This window comes from Streptomyces phaeochromogenes, assembly GCF_001418655.1.
Taxonomy (GTDB): Bacteria; Actinomycetota; Actinomycetes; order Streptomycetales; family Streptomycetaceae; genus Streptomyces; species Streptomyces phaeochromogenes.
In genome coordinates this window covers 12,366-32,632 of the sequence record NZ_LIQZ01000022.1, presented here as the reverse complement: position 1 = coordinate 32,632, position 20,267 = coordinate 12,366, and the positions used below count along the sequence as shown (strand labels likewise).

Below are 20,267 nucleotides of genomic sequence, written 5' to 3'. Positions count from 1 at the left end.
GGGCGTCCCGCATCCATGCGCTGGGCCCTATGCGTCCCCGTACGCCTCTCCGCCCAGTTCGAAGCCGGCGGTCCCGGCCGTGACGTCGGCCAGCCATCCCCGGAAGGCCTCCACATCGGCGTCCGGCAGCCCGATCTCGATGGTGACGGCCTCTCCGTAGCGCACGTCGCGCACCTCGCGGCCGGTCGACCGCAGGTCGTTCTCCACCTTGCCCGCCCGCTGGTGGTCGACCGTCACCGTCACCAGACGAAAGCGTTTACGTGTGATCGTGCCGAGGGTGTCCAGGGCCTCGCCGACCGCGCCGCCGTAGGCCCGGATGAGCCCGCCCGCGCCGAGTTTGACGCCTCCGTAGTAGCGGGTGACGACCGCGACGAGGTACCGCATGTCGCGCCGGAGCAGCATCTGGAGCATCGGGACGCCCGCCGTGCCGCCAGGTTCCCCGTCGTCGCTCGCCTTCTGGACGGAGGCGTCGGCACCGATGACGTAGGCGAAGCAGTTGTGCGTCGCGTCGGCGTGCTCCTTGCGGACGGCGGCGAGGAAGGCCTGGGCCTCCTGCTCGGTGGCCGCCGGCGCCAGGGCGCAGAGGAAGCGTGAGCGGTTGACCTCGGTCTCGTGCACGCCTGCGCGGGCCACCGTGCGGTACTCGTCCTGCATCGGGCCAGCGTATGCGCTGCACGCGAGCGGGGATCGCCTCCCCTGCCGCCCCGGCCCCGGCTCCCGGCCCTGCTCCTAGCTCTACCTCTTGCTCTGCCCCGGCTTCCGTCCGCGCGGCACGATCATGTCGGTGAGCAGTGCCGTGCCGGGGCCGAGGGAGCCCCAGTCGTCGCCGTGCCGGACGAGGACGGCGATCGCCGACGTGGGGAACTTCGTCCGTACGTCGTCCAGCGCGTCGTCGAGGCTGTCGCCGGCCAGGGTGAGCACCAGCTCCTCCAGACCAGGGTTGTGCCCGACCAGCAGCAACGTCTTGATGTGCGCGGACACTTCGCGCACCGCTTCGAGCAGCTCGGGGACGTCGGCCCCGTACAGCCGCGGATCGTGGCGTACGGGAGGCGGCGTGCCCCACTGTGCGGCGGTCAGCTCCCAGGTCTGCCGGGCGCGTGCGGCGGTGGAGCAGAGCGCCAGGTCGGGCAGGCAGTCGATGTCGGCCAGTGCGCGGCCGGCGGCCGGGGCGTCGCGACGTCCGCGCGGGGCGAGCGGCCGGTCGTGGTCGGGAACGCCGTCCGGCCAGGCCGACTTGGCGTGCCGCAGGACGACCAGGCGGCGCAGCGGGCCCGCTCCGGCGCGCGCGATCACGAGGGGGTCTCGCGGCCGATGTCACGGGTGAGTTCGAGCCCGAGGAGCCGGTCCGCGTAGGCGTACGTCTCGAAGCGGGCGCCGTCCGGGACGGTCCCCGACGTCTCCACCTTGCGCAGCACGGCTAGTACGGCGGGCACGTCCAGGTCGTCCTCCCAGGCGGCGCGCAGCTGTTGGCGTACGGGATCGGGGATGGGGCCGGACGGCCGGGTCGCCCAGGTGGCGACGGCTGCGCGCCAGCGCCGCAGGGTGTCCTCGGCGTCCGTGAGGGCCGCCTCGTCGAGCCGGAGGGGTTCGCGGCGGGGGCACGCGAGCAGGGCGAGGCGGAGGGCCGAGGCGCGCTCGTCGTCGTCCGCCACTCCGCTGTCGGCGTCGGCCGGGGCGACCTCGACCCGCAGACCGCTCGCCGCTTCGTCGCGCCCGGCCTCCCCGGTCGCACCGTCCGCCGTCCCCGCCTCCGGAGCGCACACACGCAGTACCTGAGCCTCGCCGAGGCCCGATCCGCTGTCCCGCTCGTCCTCGAACGGCCGGATGCCGAGCGCCGTGGCGCGGGCCCGGAGTTCCGCACGCCCTTCCGTGCCGGTCAGTACGGTCCAGACGGGTGTCCCGCTGATCTCCAGGGCGCGTACGAGGACGTCGGCGACCAGGAGCACGCGCAGGCCGGTGGTGTCGGGGCGCGGCACGTGCGCCTCGACGCGGGTCAGGCCCCTGCGGGCGGGGGTGGCGTCGGTGGGCTCGCCGGTTCGGGCGTCGGTGATACGCAGCACGGGGTGAGCGTAGGCGCGTGCGGGGTCCGGCGCAGGGAGGCTGACGTCATTTCCGGACACGTGTTCGCGAATCACCGGTGCGGCCAGCGCGATTCACCGGTGCGCCGGTCAACTCACGGTGCCCAGGAAGCGCACGTGCGGCCGGTCGTCGGGGCCCTCCCGTGTGACGGCGGCCCGGACCCCGTAGACCTCGGCGATGAGCTCTTCCGTGAGGATGTCGCCCGGGCTGCCGCCGGCCACGACGTGTCCCTCGCGCAGGACGACGAGCTGATCGCAGTACATCGCCGCGAGGTTGAGGTCGTGCAGGGCGACGACGCTGGTGACCGGGAGCGAGGTGACGAGGGTCAGCAGGTCGAGCTGGTGCTGGATGTCCAGGTGGTTGGTCGGCTCGTCCAGGAGCAGTTCGCGGGGTTCCTGGGCGAGTGCGCGGGCGATCTGCACGCGCTGGCGCTCGCCGCCGGAGAGGGTGTGCCAGGACTGGCGGGCGAGTCCGGTCAGGCCGGTGCGGTCCAGCGCCTCGCGTACGGCCCGTTCGTCCGCCTCGGACGCGGGGGTCCAGGCGCGGCGGTGTGGTGTGCGGCCGAGCCGTACGACGTCCTGGACGCTCAACTCGACCTGGGTGTCGGCCTGTTGCTCGACCACGGCGACCCGGCGGGCGATGTCGCGGCGGCCCAGTTCGGCGAGGGGGCTGCCGTCGAGGGTGACGACACCGGAGGCGGGAGCGAGGACGCCGGCGAGCAGGCGCAGAAGGGTGGACTTGCCGGAGCCGTTCGGGCCGAGCAGTCCGACGGTGGTGCCGGGGGCCGGGGTGATGCTGACGCCGTCGAGGATGACCCGGCCGTCGGCGGTGCGCGTGACGCGGTGGGCGCGGAGGCCCTCTCCGGGTGCCGCCTGTGCGTGCTCGGTTCCCGGTGCCGCCTGTGGGTCCTCGGCTCCCGGCGCCGCCCGCTTGTGCTCGGCAGTGCTCTTGATGTCCTCCGCCGTCATCACGCCCTCCGCGTCCGGTACAGCACCAGCACGAACACGGGCACGCCGATCAGCGAGGTCACTACGCCCACCGGTACCTCCTGGGGATCGAGGACGGTACGGGCCAGGGTGTCCACCCAGACCAGGAACACCGCTCCGGCGAGGGCGGTGACCGGCAGCAGCCGGGCATGCCCGGACCCCACCAACGCCCTTGCCGCGTGCGGGAGTACGAGACCGACGAAGCCGATCGCGCCGGCCGAGCTGACGAGCGCGGCGGTCAGCAGCGCCGTGGCGCACAGCAGCACGAGACGCGTACGGGCCACGGAGACCCCGAGCGTCGCGGCGGCGTCCTGGCCGAAGGCGAACGCGTCGAGCGTCCGCGCGTACCCGAGGCACACCAGCAGCGTCACCGCGAGTACCGCGAAGCACACCCAGACGTCGGTCCAGCCGACCCCGCTCAGCGAACCGAGCAGCCAGAACAGCACCCCGCGGGTGGTCTCGGCGTCGGCGGAGGTCATCACGACGAACGAGGTGAGCGCCGAGAAGAGCTGCATCGCGGCGACCCCGCTCAGCACCACCCGGTCCGTCGCACCGCCCAGTGTGTGGCTGAGCAGCAGTACGAGCCCGAACGACAGCACAGCGCCGAGGAACGCGCCCGCGGAGACCGAGAGGAGCCCCCCGCCGACACCCAGGACGACCACGATCACCGCGCCGGTCGAGGCGCCCGAGGACACCCCGAGGACGAACGGGTCGGCGAGCGGGTTGCGCAGCAGGGACTGCATCACCGCACCGCACACGGCGAGTCCGGCCCCGCACACGGCCGCCAGGAGCGTGCGCGGCAGGCGCAGCTCCCAGACGATCCCCTCCCGGATCGGGGTCAACTCCGAGCTGCCCCAGCCGAGATGGGACGCGACCACGGACCAGACGTCGCCGACCCGGATGTCCGCGGGGCCGATGGTGATCGCGACGGCGACGGACAGGAGGAGCAGGGCGACGCCCGCGGCGATGAGCAGTCCCAGGCGCGGCCGTGTCACCCGGCGAGCCCGAACTCCCGCAGGGCGGAGGCGACTTGCTCGACGCCCTCGACCGTGCGGATGGTCGGGTTCATCGCCTGCCCGCTGAGCAGGACGTACCGCTTCTTCTTGACGGCGGTCATGTTCTTGGTGACCGGGTCGGACTCCAGGAACTCGATCTTCTTCTTCGCGGACTCGGCGGTCTGCGACTTGCGCGTCAGGTCGCCGATGACGAGCACGTCGGGGTCGCGGTCGGCGACGGTCTCCCAGTTGATCTGGGGCCACTCCTCGTGCGTGTCGTCGAAGACGTTCTTCGCGCCGAGGGTCCGGGTGATGACGCCGGGCGCGCCGCAACAGCCCGCCATGTAGGGCGAGTCGGAGTTGGCGAACCAGTAGAGGAGGGTGACGTCGGAGGCGTCGATCCCCGAAGTGGCCTTCTTCGTACGCTGCTTGAGGTCGGCGACGAGTCGCTCGCCCCGCTCCTCGACGCCGAACACCTCGGCCAGGTCGCGCACTTCGCCGTAGATGGCGTCGATGCCGAGGGCCTTCGTCCGCGCGCCGTCGCCGCCCGAGGCGTTGTCCTTGCCGACGCAGTCGGAGGGCGAGACGTAGGCGGGCACGCCGAGTTTCTCGAACTGCTCCCGGGTGGCCACGCCGCCCTTGCCGAGCGTCGACACGAACGAGGCGGCGACGAAGTCGGGGTCGGCGTCCAGGACCCGTTCGAAGGAGGGGTTGTTGTCGGCGATCCGCTTGACCTTCGCGTTCGCCTTCTCCAGGCCCTTCATCACCGGGTCGGTCCAGGTCGCGGTGCCGGCCATGCGGTCGGCGAGGCCGAGCGAGAGCATGATCTCGGTGGTGCCCTGGTTGAGGGAGACGGCCCGCTTCGGCGGGGACTCGACGCGTACGGTCTGTCCGCAGTTGTCGAGGGTGACGGCCGCCCCGGAGTCCGTGCCGGAGGCCGAGTCTCCCGAATCCCCCGAACCGCAGGCGGTCAGCAGGAGAACCCCGGACAGGGCGAGGGCAGCGGGACGGGCAAGACGTGCGACGGGCACGGGAGTTCCTCAGGCGTCGAGGGCTCGAACGCGGAGCCCGGTCGTACGGTGCTCCCCCGTCGGCGCGTGACCGCGGAGGCCGCCAGCAGGTCTTCGGACTCGGGGTCACCCGGACGAGGCGCCTTCCCGGACCGTCATGCCGGTCCAGTGGCCGATGCCACGCCCGTCACCCTCACCGCTGCGCGTCAGCTCCGGATTTCCACCGGATTCCCTGACCCACGTACATGGGTTCGACTGGCCTCGGCAAGCTATCACGGCGGGTGTCTCGGACCTGCGGGCGGACCTGCGGAGAGACCGCGGACAGACCGGCGGACGGACCGGCCGACGAACCTACCGACGGACCCGGCGAACGGACCGGCAGTACGGGCCCCATCGGCCGCTCCACCTGTTCCGGCTGTGTTCACGGCCACGCCACACCCCTGCCCACGCCCCTGCCCCCACGGCCTGAATGAGTGGTTCCGCTCAGTGAATCTCCAGGAGGCACCGGAGGGCCGCCCCATGACCGGGACCGAAATGGCGGGGACCGCATCCGCCATCAACCGTCGTCGCTTTCTGCTCGCGTCCGGCGCCGTCGCGACGGGAGCGACCGGAGGGGCCGCCGCCCTCTTCCCACGGCAGCGCCCGACCCCTTCCGTGCAGCCCGCCGCGGCGAGCGCCGCCCCGCAGCCGCCCCTCGCCACCCGCCGGCCGGCGCACCGGGCGCCACGACGCGCGGCCCCGTACGCGGCCACCACCCTGGACACGACGGCCCGCCTCGCAGGCCGCGCGCACGCCGACACCTACCGACGGCTCGTATCGGGCCCCGGCTGGCCCATGGTCGTACGCGGGGATCTCGCGCCCGCCGCCACCGGCCGCCAGGACCGGCGCACACCGCTCGCGTGCTTCGTGCAGTTCACCGACCTGCACCTCACGGACGTACAGAACCCGCTGCGCACCGAGTTCCTGCGGTCGCGCAGGCCCGCTTCGTGGCGGGCCCAGGAGGCGTTGGGGGTGGCAGGAGCGGTGGCGCTCGTGGAGCAGGTGAACGCGCTCGGCGAGGGCCCGCACACCGGTCTCGCGCCCGGGTTCGTGATGACGACGGGCGACAACGTCGACAACAACTCCGCGATCGAACTGGAGTGGTTCCTGACGCTGATGAGCGGCGGCAGGATCACTCCCAACAGCGGGGATCCGTCGGCGTACGAGGGCGTCCAGAACTCCGGTCTGCCCCTCTACTGGCACCCGGACGACGCGGCTCTGCGCGACCTGGACAAGCGGCGCGGGCTGCCCCGCATCCCGGGCTTCCTCGATGCCGCGATACGGCCCGTGACCAGCCCGGGGCTCGACATCCCCTGGTACTCCACGGTCGGCAACCACGACGACATCCCCGGCGGCTGTCTGTCCCCCGCGCTGGGCGACTTCGCCGTCGGCTCCCGCAAGCTGCTGTCGGTCCCGGCCACGGACGCGACTGCGTACGCCAAGGCGCTCAACTCCGGCGACGACCCCAAGAGCGAGGTGCTCTCGGCGATCCTGAAGCGGCACTCGGCCTCGGCGCGGACGGTGACGGCCGACGAACGGCGCCGGCTGTGCACCCCGCACGACTACCTGGCCGCGCACCTCGATCCCGCCTTCGGCGGAGCCGGCCCGGTCGGCCATGGCTACACGGAGAACAACCTGGACGGCGACCGGATGTACTACACGTTCCGGGTCGCCGAGAACGTCATCGGCATCAGCCTCGACACGACGTACCGCAGCGGCCACTACGAGGGCTCGCTGGGCACGGATCAGCTCCGCTGGCTGGAGCGGACGCTGGCCGTGCACAGCTCCCGGTCGTACGACGCCGACGGCCGCCTCGTACGGAACGCCGGAGCCGACGACGCCCATGTCCTGGTCTTCAGCCACCACCACAGTCCGAGCATGACCCGCCGCCCGGACGCCGCCCGCACCGAGGAGCCGCGGCACGACGGTGCGGAGGTCCTCGCCCTGCTCCACCGGTTCCCGAACGTAGTCGCCTGGATCAACGGCCACAGCCATGTCAACCGGATCACGCCCCACGCGCACGCCACGCCCGCCCGGTCCTTCTGGGAGGTCAACACCGCCTCCCATCTGGACTACCCGCACCACGCCCGCGTGATCGAACTGGCCGACAACAGGGACGGCACGGTGTCCCTGTTCACCACCCTCGTCGAGTCCGCCGCCCCGCACCGCACCGACCCGGACTTCACCGACCTGTCGGCTGTGGGCCTCGCCTCCCTGTACCGGGAGCTGTCGTACAACGCCCCCGGCCTGGCCACGGACATGACGGCAGGCGTCCACGAGGGCTGGGCGGGCGGTCCCGGCGACCGCAACGTGGAACTGCTGGTGGCCGCCTCCGCGTCACGCTGAGGCCACGGCCCCGGCGCTAGACCGGTCCTGGGCGGTGGGGGAATCACCGCGCCGCGCTCGCTGTTGTCGCGCGCAGCAGCTCTCGTACGTATCCCGACCCTTGTACGCACCCCTCGTACGCACCCCAAGGAGGCCGACCGTGTACGGCGACCCGGCAACGATCCGCAAGATCCTCAGTGAGTCCGGCGACACCTGGGCGATCGTCGGCCTGTCGTCGAACGAGCGGCGTGCCGCGTACGGCGTGGCCGGCGTCCTTCAGCGCTACGGCAAGCGCATAGTGCCGGTCCACCCGAAGGCGGAGACGGTCCACGGCGAGAAGGGGTACGCCTCGCTGGAGGACATCCCCTTCGACGTCGATGTCGTCGACGTGTTCGTGAACAGCGAACTCGCCGGTCCCGTCGCCGACGAGGCGGTCGCCATCGGCGCCAAGGCGGTCTGGTTCCAGCTGGGCGTCATCGACGAGGCCGCCTACGACCGCACCCGCGCGGCCGGCCTCGACATGGTCATGGACCGTTGCCCGGCGATCGAGATCCCGCGCCTGGGCTGACGCGACGCTTCGGTGGACGCCGGTGAGTGCGGGATGTGAACCCACGGGAGAACAGGGGCAGTTGGGCAGGTTATTGGTCTAGGCCAAACAGGCCTGCCCCAGTATCCTCATCCGTGGCCAGCGGCACACAATCCCCCCACCCAGGTTGCGTGCTGGCTCGGGCGACACCCACACAACCCTGCCCCAGGCAGCCGGGTGACTTCCCCATTCCCCGCCTTCTGGAGGGTCACGGTGAAAGTTCGCACCCGAAGCACGGCATTCATCGGCACCATCTGCCTCGTCGCATCCCTCGCCCTGACCACGGCGTCCGCCGACGAGCCCGCCGCCCCACGTCAGGCGGCGAAGGTCGCGCTGAAGGAAGTGGCCAGAGCCCAGAACCCGATCGCCGGCGCCGCCGGACCCGGTGGCACGGTCTGGATCGCCGAACGCGCGGGCACGGTACGGGTCCTGGACGACAAGGGACTCGGCGAGCCCGTCCTCGACATATCCGCCGAGACCACCACCGACGGGGAACGCGGCCTGCTGGGCATCGCGTTCGACAAGAGGTTCGCGCACTTCTACATCTCGTTCACGAACCTCGAAGGCACCAGCACCGTGGACGAGTTCGCCGTGCGGCACGGCAAGATCCGACCGAACACCCGGCGCACCGTCATCACCCAGACGCAGCCGTACTCGAACCACAACGGCGGTGACATCAGGTTCGGCCCCGACGGCTACCTCTACATAGCGCTCGGCGACGGCGGCTCGGGCGGCGACCCGCACGGCAACGGACAGAACCTCGACACGCTGCTCGGCAAAATGCTGCGGATCGACCCGCAGGGCGGCAAGCCGTACGCGATCCCGCGCGACAACCCCTTCGTCGACGACCCGAACGCGAAGGACGAGATCTGGGCGTACGGGCTGCGCAACCCGTGGCGGTTCTCCTTCGACGCGCGCACCGGCGACCTGCTGATCGGTGACGTCGGCCAGAACGACTGGGAGGAGATCGACTGGGCCCCGGCGAAGAGCGGGGGCGGCGAGAACTACGGCTGGTCCCAGATGGAGGGCACCCATCCCTTCCGGGGCGGAACGGAACCCGCGAACCACGTGCCGCCGGTCCACGAGTACGACCGTACCGGGCTGGGCTGCGCGGTGACCGGCGGATACGTCTACCGCGGCAGGGCGATCCCGGACCTCAAGGGGCAGTACGTGTTCAGCGACTACTGCGACGACACCCTGCGCACCCTGCGGATGAAGAACGGGAAGGTGACCGGCGAGAGCGACCTCGGGGTCAACGGCGGGGAGGTCATCTCGTTCGTGCAGGGCGGCGACGGCGAACTGTACGTGCTCGCCATCGGTGGCAGCGTCTCCCGCATCGACCCGGCGTGACCACTGCCCGCTGAAGCGGATCGACGAACCCGCTGAAGCGGACCAGTGAAGCCGCTGAAGCGCACCGGCGAGGGAGAACGGCCCGCTGCCCGGCGATCGGGATCCCGCGCCGGGCCGCGGAGCCGGCGCACGCTCACCAGTTGCGCGGCGCCGGCGCCCCCTGCCCGTACGCGCGCCGACTCGCGTCGGAGGGTGCCTCGAAAAGGGAGCCGGGCTCTTCGGCCCAGCTCACCTGTGGCGCGGGTACACGCCGGCCGGCGACAGGGCGCCGCCAGTCGCCGTCCCCGAGGACCAGCATTGGGTCGAACATCACCACCACTGCCGCGAGCAGCAGGAAGAGGGCCGGGCCGAGGAGCATGGGGAGCAGGAGCGAGTAGGCCGAGCCGCCGACTCCGGGCGAGCCGGTCGCGCCGTGGAGGTGCACGCTGACGGCCGCCATGCCCGTGTAGTGCATGCCGGAGACGGCGACGCCCATGACGAGGCTGGCCCCCAGGCTGGTCATGAAGCCGCGGATGGCGACCGCGGCCCAGAGAGCGGCGGTGGCGGCGACGATGGCGATCACGACGGAGAGGGCGACCGTGCGGACGTCGTACTGCAGGCTGCCGTTCACGCGGATGGCGGCCATGCCTATGTAGTGCATGGCGGCGACCCCGATGCCCGTGAAGGTGCCCGCCATGAGGAGGGTCGCCGTGTTCGCGCCGCGGTAGCCGACGGCGAAGACTCCGAGGCCGACGACGACAATCGCCACGGCGAGGCTGAGAATCGTCAGGCCGACGTCATAGCGAATTCGGCTTTCCTCGACCTGGAATCCGATCATGGCGATGAAATGCATCGTCCATATTCCGCTTCCGATCGAAGCCGCTCCGAGCGCCAGCCAGCCCGGCTTCCACGACTGCTCGTTGCGCAGTGACCGGGTGATGCAGCGCAGCCCCAGGGCCGCTCCCAGGCAAGCCATGACGTAGGCCGCCAGCGGTGTGACCATTCCGTAGCTGAATCCGTCGACAGTTCCTTGCATATGCCAACATCCCCCCGAAAAACAAGTGTTGCGGGGGACAGATGTACGCGCCGTGACAGGCGGGGGCAAGCGTTTTCGATCGATTCGCAGTGAACTGCATGCCACATTCATCGATTCCGGTCATCAATGGGCGATTTTCAGCCGAAGGCATTCATTCTGGTGGCGCGATCCCATCGTTCCGGCGGTGGGGCCGCGCGGCCCCACAACTCCGGCAGGTACGGCTCTACTGCTCCTTCCGCGACGCCACCGTGAACTGCGCGCCGTCGGGGTCCCGCAGCACTGCCTCCTGCGAGGACGCGCCCTCCTGGACCGTGCCCCCGTGGGCCAGCGCAGCGCGCACGCACGCGTCGACGTCGTCGACCGCGAAGTGCACCTGCCAGTGCGGCCGGACCGCGGGATCGGGCGCCGCCTCCACCGCACCGGAGTGAATACGAGCCACCACGTCACCGTCGCTGCGCAGCACGACCTCGTCGCCGTCGTAGTGGACCTCGATGCAGCCGGGCTCCGAGGTCGCCCACTCCAGGACCTCCCCGTAGAAGATGGCGGCGTCGAACGCGTTGCGTGTGTGCAGCCGCAGGAAGGCCGGGGCCGCCCGGCGCCAGGTCTCCCAGCCCGCGACGAGTTGGCCCTCCCAGATGCCGAAGACGGCGCCGTCGCGGTCGGCCAGCAGAGCGGCGCGGCCCGGCGGGAAGCGGATGGGCCCGACCGCCGTCGTACCGCCGCGCTCCTGGCCCCGGGCGACGGTCTCGTCCGCGCTGTCCACGGCGAAGTACGGGGTCCAGGCGACGGCCATCTGCCATGTGGAGGCAACGGCGGCGATGCCCGCGACGGGCACCCCTTCCGCGTACGCGATCCGGAACCGGTCCATCAGCCTGGCCTCCCGGAAGCGCCAGCCGAGCACCGCCCGGTAGAAGTCCTCCGCGGCCTGCTGGTCGCGTGCCGTCAGGCTGACCCAGCACGGGGCACCGACCACCGCATGGCTGGAGATGACGTCGCTTCGGAGTGTTGCGTCGCGTGTTGCGTCGCGGTTCATGGCAGTACCGTCCTGAATCGGGCTGACCGGCGTGCGCGGACGTCCGGCAGCGTCGGAAGCACCCTCGGGGCCGTGGTTCCGTCACCTCCAGCATCACCCGCATCGGCGTCCCGCGCCCGGAGGCGGTTTCCGGCTCACGCCCCGAGTACCCGAGGGCCCTGCCCGAAACAGGCCGCCTCAGTCGTGCGTCGGCCGGTCGCTGAGCCGGTGGTCGGCCAGGTTCAGCGCCTCGTCCACGACCCGGCGCAGGTGGCCGTCGCGCAGGGAGTAGATCACCCGGCGGCCCTCCTTGCGCGTGTTGACGAGCCCCGCGAGCCGCAGCCGCGCCAGGTGCTGGCTGACGGCCGGACGGGCCGCGCCACAGCGCTCGGTGAGCGTGGTGACGTCGGCCTCGTCCTCGGCCAGGGCGTGCAGCAGGACGAGCCGGGTGCGGTCCCCCAGGAGGGCGAGAACCTCCGCGGCGAGGGCGAACTGCTCCTCGCCCGGTGTGCGCGGATGCTCATCGTTCGCAGGTGACAGGTGCATGCGTGCGCTCATACGCACATAATGGCTCCGTGGACGTCGTCGAGTCCACCGAGCACACCGGAAACCGGAACTGGAACCGGAAAGGGGGCCCATGTGAGCGCCGGGCACCACGAGCACAGCCACCAGGACGAGCACGGGCACGAGCACCACGACCACGGGCACCGGCAGGACCGCGGCGCCCCCGGCCACGAGCACGGAGCCGGGCACCCGCCCCGCGCCCACCACGGCCTCCGTCACGATCTCCGTCACCGTCTCTCCCACCGCGTCGCCCATCTCCTCAAGCCCCACTCCCACGCGTCCACCGACAAGGTCGACCCGGCCCTCGAAGCCTCGGCCCGAGGCATCCGCACCCTGTGGATCTCACTGGCCGTCCTCGGCGTGACCGCGGTGGCCCAGGCGGCGGTCGTCGCGGTCTCCGGTTCGGTCGCGCTGCTCGGTGACACCGTGCACAACGCGGCCGACGCGCTCACCGCCGTACCACTGGGCATCGCCTTCGTGCTGGGCAGGAGGGCGGCGACGCGCCGGTTCACGTACGGCTACGGCCGGGCGGAGGACCTGGCGGGCCTCGCGATCGTGCTGACGATCGCCGCGTCCGCGGTCTTCGCGGGCTGGACGGCCGTCGACCGGCTGTTCGCGCCCCGCCCGGTCGAACACATCCCGATCGTGGCCGCGGCGGCCGTCATCGGCTTCGCGGGCAACGAGTGGGTGGCCCGCTATCGCATCCGCGTCGGCCGCGAGATCGGCTCGGCCGCGCTCGTCGCGGACGGACTGCACGCGCGCACCGACGGATTCACCTCGCTCGCCGTGCTTCTCGGCGCGGGCGGCGCGGCGCTCGGCTGGCAACTCGCCGACCCGGTGGTCGGGTTGGCCATCACGGTCGCCCTGCTGCTGGTGCTGCGCGACGCCGCACGCGAGGTCTTCCGCCGGGTCATGGACGCGATCGACCCGGAGCTGGTCGACTCGGCCGAGCGGGCACTGCGCGAGGTGCCGGGCGTGCAGGCCGTGGGTGAGCTGCGGCTGCGCTGGATCGGCCACCGGCTGCGGGCCGAGGTGGCGGTGGTCGTCGACGGCGAGGCGAGCGTACGGCAGGCCCACGGCATCGCGGTCGAGGCCGAGCACGCCCTGCTGCACGCGGTCCCGGGGCTCACCGCGGCCCTGGTCCACGCGGACCCGTCACCCGCGCCGGGCGAGACGGACCCCCACCTCGCCCTGGCCCACCACACGCCCGCCTGACGGAACGGGTCAGGCGACCCCGAGCCCCTCCAGCACCACGGCGTTCGGCAGCTCCGCGAACGCCTTGCCCGGGACGAGCAGCTTGCCCCGCCGGCGACCGCTGCCGACCAGCACGTACGGGAGGTCGACCACCGCCGAGTCCACCAGCACCGGCCAGTCGGCGGGGAGCCCGATCGGCGTGATGCCGCCGTACTCCATGCCGGTCTCGCCGGTCGCCAAGTCCATCGAGGCGAACGACGCCTTGCGCGCGCCGAGTTGGCGGCGCACGGCGCCGTTCACGTCGACGCGGGTGGTCGAGAGCACGACGCACGCGGCGAGCGTGCTCTCCCCGCCGCGCTTGCCCGCGACGACCACGCAGTTGGCCGACCGTTCGAGGAGGTCCTTGCCGTAGTGCTCGACGAAGGTGGCGGTGTCGGCCCACTCCGGCTCGGTGTCGACGTACACGATCTGGTCGGCGGGGACGCTGCCGTGCCACTGGCGTACGGCGTCGGCGACCGGGCGGGTCAGTGTGTCGAGGCGGTCGGGAGCGGGGGTGGCGTCGTCGAACTGTCCGATGGGTGCGCGCATGACGGCACGCTAACAGCCGTGCGCACGGCGCCGGACGAGGGTCTCAGTGCACGCCCGGGACCGACACGGCCATGACCATCTCCAGCGGTACGTCGCCCGAATTGGCGTACGTGTGAGGGGTGTTGGCCTCGAAGGAGACGCTCGCGCCCGCGGGGACGCGGTACTCCTCACCGTCGACGGTGAGCGTCAGCTCGCCCTTCGTGACGTGGAGGAGCTCGACCGTGCCCGTGGGGTGCGGGTCGGAGGGGCTGCCCTCGCCCGGCATCAGCAGCCAGTCCCACATCTCCAGCGGGCCGGGCGCCTCCGTGCCCGCGAGGAGCCGGTTGTAGCTGCCCGCGTCGGTGTGCCAGAGCCGCACGGCCTGGTCGGCCGGGACGATCCGCACCTTCGGGCCCTGCTCGTAGTCGAGCAGCGTGGTGATGCTGATGCCGAGCGCGTCACCGATCTTGACGACGGTGCCCAGGCTGGGGTTGGTGCGGGCCTGCTCGATCTGGATGAGCATGCCGCGGCTGACCCCGGCGCGGGCGGCGAGCGTGTCCAGGGTGAAGCCGCGCTCGGTGCGCCAGCGCTTGACGCTGCGCGCCAGGGACTGGGTCAGGAGGTCGAGGTCCGACACATTCCGTCCAATGTTCTCGTGGTTCTCATGGGGCCCGGCTCTCACGAAGCTCGGCCCATGAGGCTTGAGGGTTGTTCAATATTCTGGATGACAGGGTTCAATGAACTGAACTACGGTGTGGTGCACCGAATCGTTCATCGAACTGTACTGCGAGGCATCCCATGACAGCGCTGTTCGCCCTGGCCACAAGCCTCCTGTGGGGGCTGGCCGACTTCGGCGGAGGGCTGCTGGCACGACGAACGCCCGCGCTGACGGTCGTGGTCGTCTCGCAGTCGATCGCCGCCGTCGTGCTCGGCGCGATCGTCCTCGTCACCGGCGCCTGGAGCGAGGCAAGTCCGCAGCTGTGGTTCGCGGTGGCGGCCGGCCTCGTCGGACCCGTCGGGATGCTGGCCTTCTACAAGGCGCTCGCCCTCGGCCCGATGGGCGTCGTCTCACCGCTCGCCTCGCTCAGCATCGCCGTCCCCGTCGCGGTGGGCCTCGTCCTCGGTGAGCGCCCCGGCCTGGTGCAGTTCGCGGGCATCGCGGTCGCCGTCGTCGGGGTCGTCCTCGCGGGCGGACCGCACTTCAGGGGCGCCCCCGTGCAGCGGCAGGCAGTGCTGCTCACCCTGGTCGCGGCATTCGGCTTCGGCGCGGTGATGGCCCTGATCGCCGAGGCGTCGTCCACCCTCACCGGCCTCTTCCTCGCCCTGTTCGTGCAGCGGGTCACGAACGTCGTCACGGGAGGCACGGCTCTGTACGTCGCCGTCCGGCGCGGCAGCGTGGCTCCCCCGAAGATCGCGTGGGAGGCCCTCCCGGCCCTGGCATTCGTCGGACTCGCGGACGTGGCCGCCAACGGCACGTACTCACTGGCCGCCCAGCGCGGCCCGGTCACCGTGGCCGCCGTCCTCGCCTCGCTCTGCCCGGTCGTGACGGCCCTCGCCGCACGCGGCTTCCTCAGCGAGCGGCTGCGCGCGATCCAGGCGGCGGGGGCGGGCCTGGCGCTGGTGGGCACGGTGCTGCTCGCCACGGGCTGAGCGGCCACCGGGCCTCGGCCCCGAAGGACCCCGGCCGGCCCTCGGTCGACCCCCGGCCGGTCAGGACTCGGCTCGTACGTCCTCGTGGGCGGCCTCGACGGCCCGCAGACCGGCGATGCTCTCCGCGTCCAGCTCCGCCAGCGCGAGCAGCTGCTCCGGTGTGACCCCGTCGGGAATCGGCACCGGCGCGGGCGTGCGCAGCGGCGGCTGCCAGCCGTCGGCGGCGGTCCAGCGGCGCACGACCCTGGCCGGCGCCCCGGCCACCACCGCGTGGTCGGGGACGACTCCGCGTACGACCGCGCCGGCCGCCACCACGACGTTCCGCCCGATGCGCGCGCCCGGCAGGATCACCGCGCCGGTGCCGATCCAGCAGCCCGGGCCGATCTCCACCGGCTCCATCCGCGGCCACTGCTTGCCGATCGGCTCATGGGGGTCGTCGTACGAGTGGTTGGTGGACGTCACGTACACGTACGGCCCGAAGTAGCAGTCGCTGCCGATCATGACCGTCGTGTCGGCGATGACGTGGCTGCCGCGGCCGAGGACGACGCCGTCGCCGATGCGGAGGATGGGGTCCGGGCCGAGGTCGAGGTCGGGCATCAGCCCGGCGGTCAGAGTGACCTGTTCGGCGATGATGCAGTGGTCGCCGAGATGGATCCACGGCTCGCCGAAGACGGTGCCCTGCGGGAAGGCCAGCCTGGTACCTGTTCCCATCGCCCCGAAGTGCAGCCGCCCGGGCCGCTCGGCGGTCACCGCGCCCGTCCGCTGCACCCAGGACCAGCCCGCGTGGACGGCGCGCTGGACGAGCCGGCGCCGCCGGGATGAGAACGTGTTCTTGCGCTTGGGCACCCGCTCACCGTACTCAGCGTGACGTCCGGCCATGAGCTCGGGCGCCTGTGATCTTCGCCCCACCGTGGTGTGGCCGGATCCCTTACGGTGCCGGTACCAACGAGAACGAGGAGACGGCGATGACGCACGAGGCGCTGATCGCGGGCGTGGGCGGCAAGGATCCGAAGGTGGATCAGGAGGCGTTCGTCGCCCCGATGTCCGTGGTGCTCGGCGAGGTGACGCTGCACCCTGGCGCGAGCGTCTGGTACGGGGCGGTGCTGCGGGCCGAGTGCGGGCCCATCGTCATCGGCGCGGACAGCAACGTGCAGGACAACTGCACGCTCCATGTCGACCCCGGCTTCCCCGTCACCGTCGGGGAGCGGGTGTCCATCGGGCACAACGCCGTGGTGCACGGTGCCACCGTCGAGGACGACTGTCTGGTCGGGATGGGGGCGACGATCCTCAACGGGGCGGTGATCGGGGCGGGTTCGCTGGTCGCCGCGCAGGCGCTTGTCCCGCAGGGGATGCGGGTGCCGCCCGGGTCGCTGGTCGCGGGGGTGCCCGCCAAGGTGAAGCGGGAGCTGACGCCCGAGGAGCGGGAGGGGATCTCGCTGAACGGGACGTTGTACGTGGAACTCGCGAAGGGGCACCGGGAAGCACACGGGGGCTGAGGTTCGTCGCGGGCTGCGGGCCGGCCGTGGCTGGTCGCGCAGTTCCCCGCGCCCCCCAAAAAAACGGGGCTGCGCCCCGTTACAGGGCGCAGCCTCTCAGTCGGTCGCCGGGACCGGCTCGGCCGCCGTCCGCTCGGCCTCGCGCTCCGCCGAGACCTTCTTCGCCTTGCGCTTGAGCACCAGCATCGAGGTGAGGCCGATGAGGAGGGCCAGGACCAGGCCGAGCCAGGAGAAGCGCTTGAGCCAGGACTCGGCGACGATGCCGACGTAGTAGATGACGGCTGTGGTGCCGCCGGCCCAGAGGATGCCGCCGAGGACGTTGGCGGTCAGGAACTTCCAGTACGGCATGCGCAGCACACCCGCGAGCGGGCCCGCGAAGATCCGCAGCAGGGCGACGAAGCGGCCGAAGAACACGGCCCACATGCCCCACTTCTCGAAGGACTTCTCGGCGGTGGCGATATGGCCCTCGCTGAAGTGCCTGGGGAACTTCGCGCCGAGCCAGGCCAGGAGCGGTCGTCCGCCCTTGCGGCCGATGGCGTAGCCGATGGAGTCACCGATGATCGCGCCGGCGACGGCGCAGGCGCCGAGGATCACAGGGTTGATGTCACCGTGCTGGGAGGCGAGCAGCGCCGCGGAGACGAGGATGATCTCGCCCGGCAGTGGAATGCCCAGGCTCTCCAGGCCGATGACCAGGCCCACCAGCAGGTAGATGCTGACCGCGGGCACTGTCTCTAGCCACTCCTGGACGTGCAACGCCGGTTCCTCCCGATTCACCGCGGGCCGGGCCTGGCCCGGCGTGCGCTCGGCCGCGAGCGCACGCCGGGCAGCCTACCCGGTCACTTGGAGGGCACGGCGTCCCGTCGGCCTCACACCTGCGCCCTCCCGCTGAGCCGCAGTTCGCCCGCCGAGGCCCCCACCCACACGGTCCGCCGCCCGGTGCCGAGCACCCAGCCGTGCCGCTCGGCGTCCCACGAGGAGAGCGTGCGCTCGTCGACGTGCACGGTGACCCGGCGCGACTCCCCCGCCTTCAGCGCGAGCCGCTGATAGCCGCCCAACACCCTTTCGGCCTGGTCGACCTGGAGGTCCGGCGAGGCGCCCACATAGACCTGCGGGATGTCGACCCCGTCCCGCCGTCCCGTGTTCCGCACGGTGAACACCACCTCCAGGCCGTCCCCGGTCCGCGCCACGCCCAGGCCCTCGTACACGAAGGAGGTGTACGAGAGTCCGTGCCCGAACGGGAACAGTGGCCGCACGTCCTCGGCGTCGTACCAGCGGTGGCCGACGTGGACGCCCTCCGAGTACTCCTCGACGCCGTTCACGCCCGGGTAGCGGCGCGTGTCGCCCGCGACCGGGTGGTGCGCGTCGTCCACCGGGAAGGTCTGGGTGAGCCGTCCGCCGGGGTCGCAGTCGCCGAACAGGACGGCGGCGGTGGCTGCCGCGCCCTCCTGGCCCGGGTAGTACATCTGCAGCACGGCGGCGGTGCGCTCCAGCCACGGCATCGACGTCGAGGAGGAGGTGTTGAGGACGACGGTGGTACGGGGGTTGACCGCCGTCACCGCCTGGATCAGCCCAACCTGGTGGCCGGGGAGCGCGAGGGTCGTGCGGTCCTGGTTCTCGGTGGCGTCCTCGTACGCGAAGAGCACGACGCTCTCCGCGGCCCGGGCCGCCTTCACCGCCTCGGCGACGTCCTGGGCGCGGGTCGCCCCGGTGGCGTGCCGCAGCCGGAACGTCTGCCCCTGGGTGCCGCCCTTGGCGGTGATCTCGACCCGGTGTTCTCCGGCGGCGAGATCGAGCGTCCTGCGGCGCACCGCGAGCCCGTCGGGCGCGGCCGACACCAGACCACCCGTGAAGTGCTCCGCGAGCCCGGTCGCCACCGGGAAGAGGTCGACTCCGCCGAGAAGCACCTTGGGCCGCGTACCGGAGTAGTGGATGACGAAGGTCCACTCGTCGTCGTCCTCGACGGTGAGCGTCCCCTCGTACGTCCAGGTCTTCCCGGCGGCGACCCGCTGGCCCTCCGGGTCGATGCCGTCGCTGAGCGCGTCGTCGGGCAGGGGCTTGCCGAAGAGGTCCTCGCCGAGCGCGTAGGACACCTGGGCGCCTTGTCCCGCACGGGACTTGATGGCGTCCAGCGGGCGCTCGGCGTGGTCGGGGATCACATGGGCGCTGCCGCCGCCGCTGACGAAGGGCAGCGAGCCGGTGGGGCCGACGACGGCGATGCTGCGGGCGGCCTCGCCGGTCAGGGGCAGCGTGCCGTTCCTGTTGTGCAGGAGGGTGGCGCCCGCCTTGGCGACCTCCAGGGCGACCGCCGCGCCCGCCGACGGGTTGCGTGCCGGGCGGGGCGGGGCGCTGCCGTCGAGCATCCCGAAGTCGTCCATGGTCGTGAGGATGCGGCGCACCGCCCGGTCGACGTACTCCTCGGAGACGCTCCCGTTCTGGACGGCCGTCTTCAGCGCGGCCCCGAAGTACTTGCCGTTCGGCATCTCCATGTCGAGGCCCGCGGTGAGCGAGGCGACCGTGCTGTGGGCCGCGTGCCAGTCGGTCATCACCCAGCCCTCGAAGCCCCAGCGGTCGCGGAGGATGCCGGTGAGGAGTTCCTTGCTCTCGCAGGCGTAGGTGCCGTTGACCTTGTTGTAGGCGCCCATGACCGCGCGGGCTCCGGCGCCGACGGCGGCCTCGAAGGCGCGCAGCTCGACCTCGTTGAGGGTCTGCTCGTCGACCCGTACGTCGACGGAGTCGCGGTCCTTCTCCTGGTTGTTCATCGCGTAGTGCTTGACGGTCGCGATGAGGCCCTCGCTCTGGATGCCCTTGATCTCCTCGGCCACGAGGCCGGCGGAGAGCAGCGGGTCCTCGCTGAACGTCTCGAAGTTGCGGCCCGCGTACGGGGTGCGGATGAGGTTGACCATCGGGGAGAGCAGCACGTCCTGGCCCAGGGCGCGGCCCTCGCGGCCGATGACCTGGCCGTAGCGGCGGGCGAGGCCGGGGTCGAAGGCGGCGGCGAGCAGGACGGGCGCGGGCAGGGCGGTGGCGTGCTGCTTGACGCGGACGCCTGCGGGGCCGTCGGCGAGGCGGAGCGGCGGGATGCCGAGCCGTTCCACGCCGGGCACATAACCGGCCTGGCCGAGGGCCTTGGGGTCGGTGGCGCCGTGCAGCAGGGAGAGCTTCTCGTCCAGGGTGAGCTTGGTGAGCAGTCCCTCGACGCGGGGACCCGCGGCCGGTTGTCGCCGGGCGGTGGCCGCGTGTGCGAGGGACGGGGGCCCCGCGGTCGCGGCCAGGGCGACGGCGGTCGCGCCGCTCAGCAGACGCAGGACGGACCGCCGGGACACGGTGTCGGACATGAGGCGTCACTCCTCGTTGGGTACGGGCACGAGGAGGTGAACCGCGGGGGCGCGCGGGCGGCCG

20 protein-coding genes and 1 riboswitch are annotated in these 20,267 nt (G+C 72.0%); of the genes, 6 read left to right on the top strand and 14 right to left on the bottom strand.

Translation table 11 applies throughout. The annotated features are described in order from the left end of the window. Positions 1–27 precede the first annotated feature (27 nt). From AOK17_RS03720 to AOK17_RS03695, 6 genes are all read right to left on the bottom strand, one after another. Positions 28–654: a YigZ family protein gene (locus AOK17_RS03720; protein WP_055610822.1), complete on the bottom strand. Its 627-nt coding sequence runs from the start codon at positions 652–654 to the stop codon at positions 28–30. An 81-nt stretch (positions 655–735) separates the two neighbouring features. Beyond that, positions 736–1,293: a SixA phosphatase family protein gene (locus tag AOK17_RS03715; protein WP_055610821.1), complete on the bottom strand. Its 558-nt coding sequence runs from the start codon at positions 1,291–1,293 to the stop codon at positions 736–738. Continuing rightward, positions 1,290–2,060: a hypothetical protein gene (locus tag AOK17_RS03710; RefSeq protein ID WP_206190669.1), complete on the bottom strand. Its 771-nt coding sequence runs from the start codon at positions 2,058–2,060 to the stop codon at positions 1,290–1,292. Before AOK17_RS03710 ends, AOK17_RS03715 begins: the two co-directional genes overlap by 4 nt. Before the next feature lie 108 nt (positions 2,061–2,168). Beyond that, complete coding sequence (locus AOK17_RS03705; protein WP_079052775.1) at positions 2,169–3,047, bottom strand: ABC transporter ATP-binding protein; 879 nt, start codon at positions 3,045–3,047, stop codon at positions 2,169–2,171. Beyond that, positions 3,047–4,060, bottom strand: a complete 1,014-nt coding sequence (locus AOK17_RS03700) for a FecCD family ABC transporter permease (protein ID WP_055610819.1) — start codon at positions 4,058–4,060, stop codon at positions 3,047–3,049. Before AOK17_RS03700 ends, AOK17_RS03705 begins: the two co-directional genes overlap by 1 nt. Further along, positions 4,057–5,091, bottom strand: a complete 1,035-nt coding sequence (locus tag AOK17_RS03695; RefSeq protein WP_055610818.1) for an ABC transporter substrate-binding protein — start codon at positions 5,089–5,091, stop codon at positions 4,057–4,059. The genes AOK17_RS03700 and AOK17_RS03695 overlap by 4 nt, the downstream gene beginning before the upstream one ends. 67 nt (positions 5,092–5,158) lie before the next feature. Further along, positions 5,159–5,345, bottom strand: a riboswitch (cobalamin riboswitch). A gap of 259 nt (positions 5,346–5,604) precedes the next feature. On the opposite strand from AOK17_RS03695, the gene AOK17_RS03690 reads away from it, so the two are divergent. The 3 genes from AOK17_RS03690 (at position 5,605) to AOK17_RS03680 (ending at position 9,370) form a co-directional block, all read left to right on the top strand. Then, the gene (locus tag AOK17_RS03690) at positions 5,605–7,455 is read left to right on the top strand and encodes a TIGR03767 family metallophosphoesterase (protein WP_107102290.1); all 1,851 of its coding nucleotides are present in this window, start codon (positions 5,605–5,607) and stop codon (positions 7,453–7,455) included. A gap of 139 nt (positions 7,456–7,594) precedes the next feature. Continuing rightward, on the top strand, positions 7,595–8,002 hold the full coding sequence (locus AOK17_RS03685; protein WP_055610817.1) for a CoA-binding protein: 408 nt from the start codon (positions 7,595–7,597) through the stop codon (positions 8,000–8,002). Between the two features lie 231 nt (positions 8,003–8,233). Next, on the top strand, positions 8,234–9,370 hold the full coding sequence (locus tag AOK17_RS03680; protein WP_055610816.1) for a PQQ-dependent sugar dehydrogenase: 1,137 nt from the start codon (positions 8,234–8,236) through the stop codon (positions 9,368–9,370). A gap of 133 nt (positions 9,371–9,503) precedes the next feature. On the opposite strand, the gene AOK17_RS03675 is transcribed toward AOK17_RS03680, so the two are convergent. The 3 genes from AOK17_RS03675 to AOK17_RS03665 all read right to left on the bottom strand — a co-directional run bounded on the left by AOK17_RS03675 (position 9,504) and on the right by AOK17_RS03665 (position 11,955). After that, complete coding sequence (locus AOK17_RS03675) at positions 9,504–10,385, bottom strand: MHYT domain-containing protein (protein WP_055610815.1); 882 nt, start codon at positions 10,383–10,385, stop codon at positions 9,504–9,506. 223 nt (positions 10,386–10,608) lie between these two features. Beyond that, on the bottom strand, positions 10,609–11,418 hold the full coding sequence (locus tag AOK17_RS03670; protein WP_055610814.1) for a VOC family protein: 810 nt from the start codon (positions 11,416–11,418) through the stop codon (positions 10,609–10,611). A 177-nt stretch (positions 11,419–11,595) separates the two neighbouring features. Then, entirely contained in the window at positions 11,596–11,955 is a 360-nt protein-coding gene (locus tag AOK17_RS03665; protein ID WP_055610813.1) for an ArsR/SmtB family transcription factor, read from the bottom strand. Between the two features lie 81 nt (positions 11,956–12,036). Here AOK17_RS03665 and AOK17_RS03660 point away from each other — a divergent pair, with 81 nt between their 5' ends. Then, the gene (locus AOK17_RS03660; RefSeq protein ID WP_055610812.1) at positions 12,037–13,176 is read left to right on the top strand and encodes a cation diffusion facilitator family transporter; all 1,140 of its coding nucleotides are present in this window, start codon (positions 12,037–12,039) and stop codon (positions 13,174–13,176) included. A gap of 9 nt (positions 13,177–13,185) precedes the next feature. Here AOK17_RS03660 and AOK17_RS03655 read toward each other — a convergent pair whose 3' ends face one another. Next, the gene (locus AOK17_RS03655) at positions 13,186–13,743 is read right to left on the bottom strand and encodes a YbaK/EbsC family protein (RefSeq protein ID WP_055610811.1); all 558 of its coding nucleotides are present in this window, start codon (positions 13,741–13,743) and stop codon (positions 13,186–13,188) included. A 43-nt stretch (positions 13,744–13,786) separates the two neighbouring features. Then, positions 13,787–14,359, bottom strand: a complete 573-nt coding sequence (locus AOK17_RS03650) for a helix-turn-helix domain-containing protein (protein WP_055610810.1) — start codon at positions 14,357–14,359, stop codon at positions 13,787–13,789. A gap of 161 nt (positions 14,360–14,520) precedes the next feature. Between AOK17_RS03650 and AOK17_RS03645 the strand changes: the two genes are divergently transcribed. Continuing rightward, on the top strand, positions 14,521–15,372 hold the full coding sequence (locus AOK17_RS03645) for a DMT family transporter (RefSeq protein ID WP_055610809.1): 852 nt from the start codon (positions 14,521–14,523) through the stop codon (positions 15,370–15,372). A 60-nt stretch (positions 15,373–15,432) separates the two neighbouring features. Here the strand turns inward: AOK17_RS03645 and AOK17_RS03640 are convergent, their stop codons facing one another. Beyond that, positions 15,433–16,251 (bottom strand): acyltransferase, encoded by an 819-nt coding sequence (locus tag AOK17_RS03640; RefSeq protein ID WP_055610808.1) that lies wholly within the window; start codon positions 16,249–16,251, stop codon positions 15,433–15,435. A gap of 86 nt (positions 16,252–16,337) precedes the next feature. On the opposite strand from AOK17_RS03640, the gene AOK17_RS03635 reads away from it, so the two are divergent. Further along, a complete protein-coding gene (locus AOK17_RS03635; protein ID WP_055610855.1) occupies positions 16,338–16,868 on the top strand; it encodes a gamma carbonic anhydrase family protein in 531 nt (176 codons plus the stop codon). 96 nt (positions 16,869–16,964) lie between these two features. Here the strand turns inward: AOK17_RS03635 and AOK17_RS03630 are convergent, their stop codons facing one another. Next, on the bottom strand, positions 16,965–17,621 hold the full coding sequence (locus AOK17_RS03630; protein ID WP_055610807.1) for a DedA family protein: 657 nt from the start codon (positions 17,619–17,621) through the stop codon (positions 16,965–16,967). Positions 17,622–17,734: 113 nt separating this feature from the next. Beyond that, positions 17,735–20,203 (bottom strand): beta-glucosidase family protein, encoded by a 2,469-nt coding sequence (locus AOK17_RS03625; RefSeq protein WP_055610806.1) that lies wholly within the window; start codon positions 20,201–20,203, stop codon positions 17,735–17,737. Between the last annotated feature and the right edge of the window lie 64 nt (positions 20,204–20,267).

Coding starts and splice junctions, on each gene's coding strand:
- AOK17_RS03720 (WP_055610822.1), bottom strand. CDS start 654: ATGCAGGACGAGTACCGCACGGTGGCCCGCGCAGGCGTGCACGAGACC.
- AOK17_RS03705 (WP_079052775.1), bottom strand. CDS start 3,047: ATGACGGCGGAGGACATCAAGAGCACTGCCGAGCACAAGCGGGCGGCG.
- AOK17_RS03690 (WP_107102290.1), top strand. CDS start 5,605: ATGGCGGGGACCGCATCCGCCATCAACCGTCGTCGCTTTCTGCTCGCG.
- AOK17_RS03675 (WP_055610815.1), bottom strand. CDS start 10,385: ATGCAAGGAACTGTCGACGGATTCAGCTACGGAATGGTCACACCGCTG.
- AOK17_RS03670 (WP_055610814.1), bottom strand. CDS start 11,418: ATGAACCGCGACGCAACACGCGACGCAACACTCCGAAGCGACGTCATC.
- AOK17_RS03665 (WP_055610813.1), bottom strand. CDS start 11,955: ATGAGCGCACGCATGCACCTGTCACCTGCGAACGATGAGCATCCGCGC.
- AOK17_RS03655 (WP_055610811.1), bottom strand. CDS start 13,743: ATGCGCGCACCCATCGGACAGTTCGACGACGCCACCCCCGCTCCCGAC.
- AOK17_RS03645 (WP_055610809.1), top strand. CDS start 14,521: ATGACAGCGCTGTTCGCCCTGGCCACAAGCCTCCTGTGGGGGCTGGCC.
- AOK17_RS03640 (WP_055610808.1), bottom strand. CDS start 16,251: ATGGCCGGACGTCACGCTGAGTACGGTGAGCGGGTGCCCAAGCGCAAG.
- AOK17_RS03635 (WP_055610855.1), top strand. CDS start 16,338: ATGACGCACGAGGCGCTGATCGCGGGCGTGGGCGGCAAGGATCCGAAG.
- AOK17_RS03625 (WP_055610806.1), bottom strand. CDS start 20,203: ATGTCCGACACCGTGTCCCGGCGGTCCGTCCTGCGTCTGCTGAGCGGC.